General features: G+C 52.6%; 7 protein-coding genes. 3 read left to right on the top strand and 4 right to left on the bottom strand.

The features are described 5' to 3' along the window. Positions 1-73: 73 nt before the first annotated feature. The 3 genes from HV314_RS23960 to argE all read right to left on the bottom strand — a co-directional run bounded on the left by HV314_RS23960 (position 74) and on the right by argE (position 6,162). Positions 74-1,807 carry a phosphoethanolamine transferase CptA gene (locus tag HV314_RS23960; protein ID WP_053388896.1) on the bottom strand — a complete coding sequence of 578 codons (1,734 nt, stop codon included), beginning with the start codon at positions 1,805-1,807 and terminating at the stop codon, positions 74-76. 209 nt (positions 1,808-2,016) lie between these two features. Next, on the bottom strand, positions 2,017-4,668 hold the full coding sequence (gene ppc / locus HV314_RS23955) for a phosphoenolpyruvate carboxylase (protein ID WP_016157932.1): 2,652 nt from the start codon (positions 4,666-4,668) through the stop codon (positions 2,017-2,019). Between the two features lie 342 nt (positions 4,669-5,010). Next, on the bottom strand, positions 5,011-6,162 hold the full coding sequence (gene argE, locus HV314_RS23950; protein ID WP_019077897.1) for an acetylornithine deacetylase: 1,152 nt from the start codon (positions 6,160-6,162) through the stop codon (positions 5,011-5,013). A 155-nt stretch (positions 6,163-6,317) separates the two neighbouring features. Here argE and argC point away from each other — a divergent pair, with 155 nt between their 5' ends. The 3 genes from argC to argH all read left to right on the top strand — a co-directional run bounded on the left by argC (position 6,318) and on the right by argH (position 9,596). Then, positions 6,318-7,322, top strand: coding sequence for an N-acetyl-gamma-glutamyl-phosphate reductase (gene argC / locus HV314_RS23945; protein WP_046276415.1), 1,005 nt, complete (start codon positions 6,318-6,320; stop codon positions 7,320-7,322). 10 nt (positions 7,323-7,332) lie between these two features. Continuing rightward, complete coding sequence (gene argB, locus HV314_RS23940) at positions 7,333-8,106, top strand: acetylglutamate kinase (protein WP_181546871.1); 774 nt, start codon at positions 7,333-7,335, stop codon at positions 8,104-8,106. Positions 8,107-8,222: 116 nt separating this feature from the next. Next, a complete protein-coding gene (gene argH / locus HV314_RS23935; RefSeq protein WP_181546869.1) occupies positions 8,223-9,596 on the top strand; it encodes an argininosuccinate lyase in 1,374 nt (457 codons plus the stop codon). Between the two features lie 64 nt (positions 9,597-9,660). Here the strand turns inward: argH and HV314_RS23930 are convergent, their stop codons facing one another. Beyond that, the gene (locus HV314_RS23930; protein WP_181546867.1) at positions 9,661-11,832 is read right to left on the bottom strand and encodes a ricin-type beta-trefoil lectin domain protein; all 2,172 of its coding nucleotides are present in this window, start codon (positions 11,830-11,832) and stop codon (positions 9,661-9,663) included. Positions 11,833-11,861 lie beyond the last annotated feature (29 nt).

Here is an 11,861-nt window from a genome sequence, read left to right as displayed (position 1 = left end):
AGGCAGCAGACAGGGGAAACAGTAACCGCCATCATAAAAAAAGGCCACTCTTTAAGAGTGGCCGATACGAGTATTACTGATTACCGATTTGATCGCCGTACGGCAGGCTATCGTAATCAATCAGGGCATTCTTTTTGTACGGATTGCCAATCCAGCGGGTCGTCTCTTTGAACTGCGGGCTGGTAATGGATCGGGTCGGATCGAAACCGTCGTAGGTGAAGCCCGCTAAATCAGACCAGGTGTGGATAAGCTCTGAGCTGCTGTATTTACGGCTCACATACTGAGAAAAATTACGCGGGTGTGCGGCCTGCCATTTTTCAGAGGTCCACAGCAGGAACGGTACCGTATACATATGGCGCGTCGGGTTGTCTTCATTACGACCCTGCGTTTTATGCGGTGGCGTATCGTATACCTCCTCCCCGTGATCGGAGAAGTAGAGCAGGAAGCCGTTCGGATCGGTCGCTTTATAGTCTTTGATCAGAGTGGCAATGATATGGTCATTGTAGACATTCGCGCTGTCGTAATCGTTGTATGCTTCCAGCTGATCATCATCCAGGCCGGGGGGAACGTTGTCGACATTGTTATCGAATTTACCCTGACCATCCGGATAGCGGAATTTGTACTTAATATGCGTACCCAGCAGGTGCACGATGATGAACTTTTTCGGTGCCGGGTCGGCCAGTACTTCTTTAAATGGCGCCAGCACGTTGCTGTCATATTCGCGCGCACTTTGCGTACGCTGCTGATTCATATAGAACTGCTTATCCGTCTGCTTAGAGAACACGGTCAGCATGGTGTTGCGAGCCGTCATCGTCTGCTGATTGGTGATCCAGAAGGTTTTATAACCTGCCTGTTTCATCATATTCATCAGAGACGGTTGAGTCAGGTACAGGTCCGGATTCTTCTCGTTGGCGAAGGTCAGCGCCTGCTGCAGGATTTCAATGGTGTACGGACGTGACGTCACGACATTATTGAATACGGTGAAGTTAGGATCGGATTTATGCAATGCATCCAGTTCTGGCGTCGTTTCGCGCGGGTAACCATACAGGCTCATGCGACCACGCTGCGTTGACTCGCCAATGACCAGCACCAGCGTACGTGGGGCATCGCCGGAGTTATCTTTGAAGTTAGCCAGCGGCGGCAGGGCATTGTTCTCATTCAGCAGGCTATTGAGTGAGGTCAACTGCTGACGGTACTGATAATACCCGGAGATGAATTGCCACGGTGCGGCAGGCTCCATACGTGAGGCGAGACCATCCAACGTTTTTTCAAACGGCTTGTGTTTGATGAAAGTGTTAACGGCTATCGGATGCAGAATCAAACCGTACAACAACGCAAACGACACCAGATAGCGCCAGGGCGATGGAATATGAACAGGGCGCAGACGCGTCCACAGCAGAATAGCGATAGCCGTATAGGCCAGGGCGATAAGAACAATTTTTAGGCTGAAATACTGGCTGAGATATTCGCTGGCTTCGTTCGCATTGGTTTCAAACATCACGTACAGAACGCTTTGCGAGAACTCTTGTCCGTAGATGACGTAATAGCTCAGAGCAGCCAGCGAGGCTGCCCATAGCACCACGCCAATGACGGCAGCAATAATACGGATACGGTTTGGAAATAAAAATACCGGGATTAACCACAGCGAACTGAATAGTAAGGAGTCGCGTAAACCTGTAGAACCGCTGTAGCCGCTAAAATAGATAACGCCCTGCAGTAATGAGGAAAAAAACCAAAAATAGAGGAGCGCCCAACCCAGGGCTTTCCAGCTAAATTTAGGTTTAGACTGGAGTTGTAAGGATTGCATAATGTGAGCCTGTCTTTAATCGTAGCGCCAAGAGTAGCGACTTAATATTAAGAGGAACTTAAGCATCAAGATCTTAGGATCGTGTTTTGCTGTTGATATATTCACAATGTGAATATATTCAGGCGGGAATATATTGAAAAAGAAGCGGTTATGACAGCAGTTTTTGTTGTCGCCTTCGTACAATAGCACGAAGGCGACGAGGGGGGACGTTAGCCTGTATTACGCATGCCGGCTGCGACACCAGCGATTGTCACCATCAGCGCTTGTTCAACGCGCGGATCCGGTGCATTGCCTTGCTCTTCCGCCAGGCGTGAGCGGTGTAACAGCTCAGCCTGTAAGACATTCAGCGGGTCAGTATAAATATTTCTTAACTGAATGGACTCGGCAATCCACGGCAGGTCGGCCATCAAATGTGAGTCGTTGGCAATCGCCAGCACGACATCGATATCGGCTTCCAGGCGCTGACGCAGCTCTTCACCCAGCGGCCACAGCTCTTTTTTGACCAGGCGCTGATCGTAGTATTCTGCCAGCCACAGGTCTGCTTTGGCGAAAACCATTTCCAGCATGCCAAGACGTGTGGAGAAGAATGGCCAGTCGCGGCACATTGCTTCGAGTTCGCTTTGCTTACCGTCTTCAACCACTTTTTGCAGTGCGGTGCCTGCACCTAGCCATGCCGGGAGCATCAGGCGGTTCTGCGTCCAGGCAAAAATCCACGGAATGGCGCGCAGAGACTCTACCCCGCCGGTTGGGCGACGTTTTGCCGGACGTGAGCCGAGCGGTAATTTACCCAGTTCCTGCTCTGGCGTTGCGGAGCGGAAGTAAGGGACGAAGTCTTTGTTTTCACGCACATATCCACGATAGAGCTCACAGGAAATATCGGAAAGCTCATCCATGATATGACGCCAGTTATCTTTCGGCTCTGGCGGCGGTAACAGGTTGGCTTCAAGAATTGCTGCGGTATACAGCGACAGGCTGCTGATGGTCACTTCCGGCAGGCCGTACTTAAAGCGGATCATCTCCCCTTGTTCTGTCACACGCAGACCGCCTTTCAGGCTGCCTGGTGGTTGAGAAAGCAGCGCCGCATGCGCAGGCGCGCCACCGCGACCAATGGAGCCACCGCGACCATGGAACAGCGTCAGTTCGATACCGGCTTTTTCGCAGGTTTTGATCAACGCGTCCTGCGCCTGATATTGCGCCCAGGAGGCCGCCATCACGCCTGCATCTTTTGCGGAGTCAGAGTAGCCAATCATGACCATCTGTTTGCCCTGAATAAAGCCACGGTACCAGTCAATGTTCAGGAGCTGAGACATGACGTCATCGGCGTTGTTGAGGTCGTCCAGCGTTTCAAACAGCGGGGCAACCGGCATAGCAAAACCGATACCGGCTTCTTTCAGTAGCAGATGTACGGCCAGTACATCCGATGGCGTTTTCGCCATTGAGATAACATAGGCGGCAATGGAGCCATATGGGGCTTCGGCAATGACCCGGCAGGTGTCGAGCACTTCGCGGGTGTCGTTGCTCGGCTCCCAGTTACGCGGGAGCAGCGGACGCTTGGAGTTCAGCTCGCGGATCAGGAAAGCCTGTTTATCCGCTTCCGACCAGTTTTCGTAGTCGCCAATGCCCAGATAACGGGTCAGTTCGCCAAGGGCTTCAGTATGACGGGTGCTTTCCTGACGAATATCAATACGTACCAGCGGTACGCCGAAACATTTCACGCGGCGTAGGGTGTCGAGCAATTCGCCATTGGCGATAATGCCCATGCCACAGGCCTGCAGAGACTGATAGCACGCATAAAGCGGGTCCCAGAGCTGTTCGTTTTGGGTGAGAAGTCCCGCAGGTTTCGGTAATTTCTCGCCTTTCAGACGGGCTTCCAGCCAGGCCTGGGTTGCCATCAGACGTGAACGCAGGGTTTTCATCAGATAACGGTAAGGTTCTGCTGCGCCTTCTTCGCCCACCAGCGCCAACAGTTCCGGTGTAGCATCCACCATCGACAGCTCAGAAATCAGAAACTGAATGTCTTTCAGGAACAGATCGGTCGCTTTCCAGCGGCTGAGTAGCAGCACGTGACGGGTGATATCCGCCGTTACGTTCGGGTTGCCATCGCGGTCGCCGCCCATCCAGGAGGTAAAGCGAACCGGGACAAAATCAACGGGCAGCTTATAGCCCAGATGCTCTTCCAGTTGTTCGTTCAGCTCGCGCAGATAGTTTGGTACGCCTTCCCACAGGCTATTTTCAACCACCGCGAAGCCCCATTTGGCTTCATCAACCGGGCTTGGGCGCAGCTTGCGGATTTCATCCGTATGCCAGGACTGGGCAATCAACTGGCGCAGACGGCGCATCAGCTGATGGCGCTCGTAATCGACGAGGTCTTTGTTATCAAGTTGCTTGAGACAGGCGTTCACTTCACCCATTTTATGGATCAGCGTACGGCGGGTGATCTCGGTCGGGTGGGCAGTGAGAACCAGCTCCAGGGAGAGAGATTCGACGGCTTTTTTGATGGTGGCTTCATCGAGGTTGGGCTGCTCTTTCAGTTTACGTAGAGTGCGAGCAATCACTTCCGGGTTGCTGGCTGCTTCGCCTTTTGGCGAAATGCTGTGGTACTGCTCGGCGGTGTTGGCCAGGTTCAGAAACTGGCTAAACGCGCGGGCAACCGGCAGCAGCTCGTCGTTAGACAGGTTTTGCAGCGTAGTGAGCAGCTCCTGGCGATTGACTTCATTGCCGGCGCGGGATGATTTGGACAACTTACGGATTGTTTCTACGCGGTCAAGAATGTTCTCTCCCAGCGCATCCTTGATGGTCTCCCCCAGCACTTTGCCGAGCATACTGACATTACTACGCAACGCGGAATATTGTTCGTTCATATTAACCCAGACACCCCATCTTTAATTTATGCGTCCTGTATCTTTCGCGCGACATCGGCGTTGGCTGCGCTCGCCCACCCGTCACTTACTTATGTAAGCTCCTGGTATGAGCTCGCTTGCCGCCTTGCTATGACACGAAATCTCTCGGACTTTGTTTGTTAGCCGTCTTTTATAAAGCCACGTAAAAGTCGTGACGTCAATTGCTGCGAAATCGGTTCAGCAAACGAAAAAATGACGGGAATTTACGTTATTTAATTCACATCGAATCAAATAAGCTTTGCTTATGGAAATGTTAATAAATTACCTCGCTTACCACTAAAGGGTTAGCGAGGCGATAAGCGGTTAATGCCAGCAGAAATGATGCACAACTTGGGTGATCAATTCGCGGGTTGGCTTAATAAAACGAGTTTCAAGATACTCATCCGGCTGATGCGCCTGATTAATGGAGCCAGGCCCTAACACCAGCGTCGGGCAAAGCGTCTGGATAAACGGCGCTTCGGTGCAGTAGTTCACCACTTCTGTCTGTGCGCCCAGCAGTTTCTCAACCACTTGTACCAGTTGATGATCCGGTGGGCACTCATAGCCTGGAATTGGCGGATGCAGCTCCGACACCGTCAGGCGACCCGGCCAGCGCTCGCTGACCGGGGTCAGCGCGTCGTTAAGTAAGCCATTGAGATCGTTAAGCGTCATGCCGGGCAGTGGGCGAATATCCATATGCAGCTCGCAACAGGCGCAGATTCGGTTGGCGGCGTCGCCGCCGTGGATGTGACCCAAATTTAATGTCGGATACGGGACGGTAAAAGCATCATGGTGATAGCGCTCTTTCAGGTCATCGCGCAGATTCATGATATGGCCGATGGCATCATGCATCAGTTCAATGGCATTCACGCCACGAGCCGGATCGCTCGAGTGACCCGATTGTCCCAAAATGCGAATCGCATTAGAGATATGACCTTTGTGCGCGCGGACAGGTTGCAAAGAAGTGGGTTCGCCAATGATCGCGCAGTCCGGGCGTAAAGCGGTGGTTTCAGAGAAATAACGCGCTCCCGCCATGCTGGTCTCTTCATCGGCAGTGGCCAGAATGTATAGGGGCTTTTTCAGTTGAGTGACGTCGACGTCACGCAGCGCGTCGAGGATAAAGGCGAAGAAGCCTTTCATATCTGCCGTACCCAAACCGTAGAGCTTATTGTCATGCTCGGTCAGGGTGAACGGATCGCGCGTCCAGCGTCCGTCGTCAAAGGGGACGGTATCGGTATGGCCCGCCAACAACAAACCACCGGCTCCCTGTCCAATGCTTGCCAGCATATTGAATTTATTGCGCGTGTCGGGAACCGGCTGGACCTCCACATTAAAGCCTAAATCTTTGAACCAGCCCGCCAGCAGAGTGATTAAACCTGCATTACTTTGGTCGAGCGCTTCTTCGGTGGCGCTAATCGACGGCATGGCAATCAGAGCGCGGTATATCTCGATAAATGGCGGTAAATTGTTTTTCATTGTTGACACACCTCGGGTCATGATAGTATCAATATTCATGCAGTATTTGTGAATAAAAATACATTAACGTTGAGCGTAATAAAACCCACCAAGTGTAAGGTGAGGTGATAAAGGCTTATATCTGGCAACAGAATCTAAGAAGGTGAGCAGCCCCGATGTTGAATACGCTGATTGTGGGCGCCAGTGGCTATGCCGGCGCAGAGCTTGTGACCTATGTAAATCGCCATCCTGATATGACCATAACCGCTTTGACCGTCTCAGCGCAAAGCAATGATGCAGGAAAATTAATCTCCGATTTGCATCCGCAGTTGAAAGGCATTGTCGATTTACCGTTACAGCCAATGTCAGATATCAGCGAGTTTAGCGCAGGGGTGGACGTTGTGTTCCTCGCAACGGCACATGAGGTGAGCCATGACCTGGCCCCGCAGTTTTTGCAGGCCGGATGCGTGGTGTTTGACCTCTCGGGCGCGTTTCGCGTAAACGACGGCGCGTTCTATGAAAAATATTACGGCTTTACCCATCAGCATCCCGACCTGCTGGAGCAGGCGGTTTATGGACTGGCGGAGTGGAACGCAGACCAACTGAAAGACGCGAATCTGATTGCCGTGCCGGGTTGCTACCCGACGGCGGCGCAGCTGTCGCTGAAACCACTGATTGATGCCGGGCTGCTGGATCTCAGCCAGTGGCCGGTAATTAACGCCACCAGCGGCGTGAGCGGCGCGGGACGTAAGGCGGCTATTTCCAACAGCTTTTGTGAGGTGAGCCTGCAGCCGTATGGCGTGTTTACCCATCGCCATCAGCCGGAAATCGCTACTCACCTTGGTGCGGAGGTGATCTTCACCCCGCATCTGGGCAACTTCCCGCGCGGAATTCTGGAAACCATCACCTGCCGTTTGCAAGCGGGCGTAACCCATGCGCAAGTGGCTCAAACGTTGCAACAGGCGTATGGCGATAAGCCACTGGTGCGTCTGTATGACAAAGGCGTTCCGGCGCTGAAGAACGTGGTTGGCTTACCGTTCTGTGATATCGGGTTTGCCGTACAGGGTGAGCACCTGATCGTGGTGGCAACTGAAGACAACTTATTGAAAGGCGCGGCGGCACAGGCGATGCAGTGCGCAAATATTCGTTTTGGCTTTGCTGAAACGCAGTCTCTTATTTAAGGGTGCAACGATGAATCCATTAATTATCAAGCTGGGCGGCGTTTTACTGGATAGCGAAGAGGCGCTGGAGCGTCTGTTTACCGCACTGGTGAATTATCGTGAGTCACATCAGCGACCGCTGGTCATTGTGCACGGTGGCGGCTGTGTGGTTGACGATCTGATGAAGCAGCTGAACCTGCCGGTGAAAAAGAAAAATGGTCTGCGCGTCACGCCAGCCGATCAAATTGACATTATTACCGGCGCCCTGGCGGGAACAGCGAATAAAACCTTACTGGCCCGGGCGAAAAAGCACCACATCGCATCCGTGGGTCTGTATCTTGGTGATGGCGACAGCGTAAAAGTGACGCCGCTCGATAAAGCGCTGGGTCATGTTGGACTGGCGCAGCCGGGTTCGCCTAAGCTGATTAACACACTGCTGGAAGGCGGTTTTCTGCCGGTAGTTAGCTCTATTGGTGTTACTGAAGACGGACTGCTGATGAACGTTAATGCCGATCAGGCGGCAACGGCGCTGGCGGCAACGCTGGGTGCGGATCTGATCCTGCTCTCTGACGTAAGCGGTATTCTGGATGGAAAAGGCCAGCGTATTGCCGAAATGACCGCCGCGAAAGCGGAACAACTGATTGAACAAGGTATTATTACTGACGGCATGATCGTGAAGGTCAATGCGGCGCTGGATGCCGCGCGCACGCTGGGCCGTCCTGTGGATATTGCCTCCTGGCGTCATGCCGAGCAACTTCCGGCGTTGTTTAACGGCATGCCAATTGGCACGCGGATTTTAGCGTAAACTATTTTGTACCCGATGGCGGTTATGCCTTATCGGGCCTACGTGAACCGAACCTGTACGCCGGATAAGCTAAGCGCCATCCGGCGTTGAAATTCAAGATATTAAGGAAGCAAGTTATGGCACTTTGGGGTGGGCGTTTTACACAGGCAGCAGATCAGCGGTTCAAACAGTTCAACGACTCGTTGCGTTTTGACTACCGCCTGGCAGAACAGGATATTGTCGGCTCTGTGGCCTGGTCTAAAGCGCTGGTAACGGTCGGCGTACTGACTGCCGATGAACAGCTGCAATTGGAAGAGGCGCTGAACACTCTGCTGGAAGAGGTTCGCGTTAATCCGCAGCAGATCCTGCAAAGCGATGCCGAAGATATTCATAGCTGGGTGGAAGGTAAGCTGATTGATAAAGTTGGCCAGCTTGGTAAAAAACTGCATACCGGACGTAGCCGTAATGACCAGGTCGCGACCGATCTTAAACTGTGGTGTAAAGACACGGTTATTGAATTACTGTCGGCCAACCGTCAGCTGCAAAGTGCGCTGGTGGTGACGGCAGAGAATAACCAGGACGCCGTCATGCCGGGTTACACCCACCTGCAACGTGCGCAGCCGGTGACGTTTGCTCATTGGTGTCTGGCCTATGTCGAAATGTTGGCGCGTGACGAGAGCCGTCTGCAGGATTCGCTCAAGCGCCTGGACGTCAGTCCACTGGGCTGCGGCGCGCTGGCGGGTACGGCGTATGAAATCGATCGCGAGCAGCTGGCCGGTTGGCTGGGCTTTGCCTCGGCGACGCGTAACAGTCTGGACAGTGTTTCTGACCGTGACCACGTGTTGGAGTTACTCTCCAACGCTTCTATCGGCATGGTGCACCTGTCGCGTTTTGCTGAAGACCTGATTTTCTTTAATACCGGCGAAGCGGGCTTTGTCGAGCTGTCCGATCGTGTAACTTCGGGTTCATCTCTGATGCCGCAGAAGAAAAACCCGGATGCGCTGGAGCTGATCCGTGGCAAATGCGGTCGCGTGCAGGGTGCGCTGACCGGCATGATGATGACCTTAAAAGGTCTCCCGTTGGCATACAATAAAGATATGCAGGAAGACAAAGAAGGGCTGTTCGATGCGCTCGACACCTGGCTGGACTGTCTGCATATGGCTGCGCTGGTGCTGGATGGCATTCAGGTGAAACGTCAGCGTTGTCAGGAAGCAGCGCAGCAGGGTTATGCTAACGCCACCGAGTTGGCGGATTATCTGGTAGCAAAAGGCGTCCCGTTCCGCGAAGCACACCATATTGTGGGTGAGACGGTGGTCGAGGCGATTCGTCAGGGCAAACCGCTGGAAGCGCTGTCGCTTGCTGACTTACAAAAGTTCAGTCAGGTGATTGGCGATGACGTTTATCCGATCCTCTCGTTGCAATCGTGCCTGGATAAACGTGCGGCGAAAGGCGGCGTGTCGCCACAGCAGGTGGCGCAGGCGATCGACTACGCGAAGGCGCGTCTGATTTAACGTCGGTAATAAAAGAGGCCATCCCGAAGGATGGCCTTGTTATGTTTCTATCCTGGATAGCAGTTTACGGACGATAAATCTCAAATTCCTGGGCGACGTTATTGTCGGTGCAGGTACTTAAGGTGACATAACCGTCGTTACCCACCGTCATACAACGTTGCGTGCCTTCCTTCTGTGAGACGAACTTGTTGTTTTGCCAGGTCCATGTCTGATTTTTGTTGGTATCAGTCGGGGTGTGGCAGGTGTAAGAAATAATATTTCTGCCTTCAACATTATAACCGTTTTGAATATCCAGGCAGCTCTGGCTATTGCCAATTACCAGACGTTCACGGGCATCAAATTTAAAGGTCTGGTTGTTGGAGCCGGAGCAAGCATAGGTGAACAAACGATCGCCATTCCGGATTTGACCGTTTTTGACATCCAGGCAGAGGTTGTTTTTCCGTGATTTATAAACACCGGTGACGACCTCTTTTTCATCTGCGTGAGTAAACGGCGCAAATACCTGGCTGTATGCGTACATCGGTGCCTGCTGTGCGGTCATACCGCTGTGCTCCGGGCTGACCTGCTTCGCCACGCCCGGCTGATCGCGTGCCATTGACCACGCGCCAATCATGCCGAGGTTGCGTTTTTTCGCGTCGTCCATCACCAGTTTCGCATCGGACAGATAGAACACTTCGCCCTGTACATCGTTGTAACCGATCATCGGGGTGGTGCCCATCATGGCGTTGATCTCTTTGTCAGATTTCTCTGGCCAGATTTTTTTCAACTGGGTGAACATGTTGTCGATGGCGGACGTGGCGCATTTACCGTGGATGTTCTGCCCTTCGGTACCGTCTGACTGGCAGACGGCATTACCGTAGTCCATGGTCATTACGTTAATACCAGCCAGCTCAACGCCGACATGGCGCGCATTTTCCAGCACATACAGACCTTCAGCCGTCAGACCGGTCGGCAGAATCGGCAGGGTGTACCAGATACCGACTTTGCGACCTTCCTCTTTCCACTGAGCCTGAACCTCTTTTACTGCCTGGTTGCGGCGATCGATGGAATCCTGATCGGCCACCCATGTGCCTTCGATGTCAAAATCCAGCACGTTCAGGTTCAGGTTATCAACAATATCGTAGTAGAGTTTTTGCAGGTCTTTCACATTCTTACAGGCAGCCGCCAGCGGGGAGTTATTCGCTCCGCCAATGGAAACCATCACATCGCCACCGGCTTCACGCAGCGCTTTTATTTTGCTGTACTGTGAGTAATCCTGCAGATTATAGGCCGTACCCCAGGTTGGGATGCACTGCTCGCCGCTTTTCGCGACGACAAACGCCATGGTGAAGTGGGTAATGTTTTGCTCTTTCGCCAGTTTCGCCAGATCCGGAATGCTGTTCAGGCTAAAGTCGACGTATGGTGCATAAACGTGGGCAGGCCATGGATTCTTCGGCGTCCCTACGCGTTCTTTGGTGCCAGCCCAGTTGGTATAAATCGCCCATGGGTTTTTATCATACGGCATAACGCCTTTGACTTTCGCCTGGGCGACATAAGGCGTTCCTTTATACACCGCCAGTTTGCCAGGTTCGTAAAGCGCAATGGAGTTGATCTGTGGGGCATTATTAAATTGTTCTTGGGTGAATTCGACGGTTGGGCCTAACGGTTTCCACGGACGGCCATTGGTGCCGGTCGGGTTCTGGTTACCTGCAATAGAAGGGTTTTCGCCAACGGTATAGTACAGTGCTTCATAAGACTGTCCGTCAACTTTGACCTCATCCCCTTTGTTGTAAACCTGGCTGGAACGCCAGTCGGATACTGGCGTATAGTGTTTCCACGGATTGTCGGCACCTGGGGTAAAGGAATAAGCCGGAATGGGCCTGGACGCTTCATATGTCACATCCTTATAAGCGACAATATCATCTTTGGCATAATCTTTTTCTGCGCTGAATGCGTCGTGGGCAACAGGCGTGGCGCTCCCGGATTCACAAGTGGTTGGGTTGCCATATTGATCGATTTCCGCTTTTGTGGCATCGCGCACGTAATTCCACGGATTATCCCAGTTTTCAGCTGACGCGCCCTGTGGGCAATTATCGGCATTTACATACCAGCGGTTACTATAAACTTTACTGTCAAAAATAACTTCAATGGTGTTTCCACCTGCCTGACCGCTCCAGGCTTCCAGGGCGAATGCGTTTGCGGCGCACGACATCAGGCCTGCCGCGAGAAAATATCGCGAAATAGTATTGAGTTTCATAAAAGATTCCATTCGATAAATATTAGAAA

Source organism: Citrobacter sp. RHBSTW-00887 (genome assembly GCF_013728095.1).
GTDB lineage: Bacteria > Pseudomonadota > Gammaproteobacteria > Enterobacterales > Enterobacteriaceae > Citrobacter > Citrobacter braakii.
Note: the sequence above shows the minus strand (reverse complement) of the source record. Positions and strands in the feature narration are given on the sequence as shown.

Coding starts and splice junctions, on each gene's coding strand:
- HV314_RS23960 (WP_053388896.1), bottom strand. CDS start 1,807: ATGCAATCCTTACAACTCCAGTCTAAACCTAAATTTAGCTGGAAAGCC.
- ppc (WP_016157932.1), bottom strand. CDS start 4,668: ATGAACGAACAATATTCCGCGTTGCGTAGTAATGTCAGTATGCTCGGC.
- argE (WP_019077897.1), bottom strand. CDS start 6,162: ATGAAAAACAATTTACCGCCATTTATCGAGATATACCGCGCTCTGATT.
- argC (WP_046276415.1), top strand. CDS start 6,318: ATGTTGAATACGCTGATTGTGGGCGCCAGTGGCTATGCCGGCGCAGAG.
- argB (WP_181546871.1), top strand. CDS start 7,333: ATGAATCCATTAATTATCAAGCTGGGCGGCGTTTTACTGGATAGCGAA.
- argH (WP_181546869.1), top strand. CDS start 8,223: ATGGCACTTTGGGGTGGGCGTTTTACACAGGCAGCAGATCAGCGGTTC.
- HV314_RS23930 (WP_181546867.1), bottom strand. CDS start 11,832: ATGAAACTCAATACTATTTCGCGATATTTTCTCGCGGCAGGCCTGATG.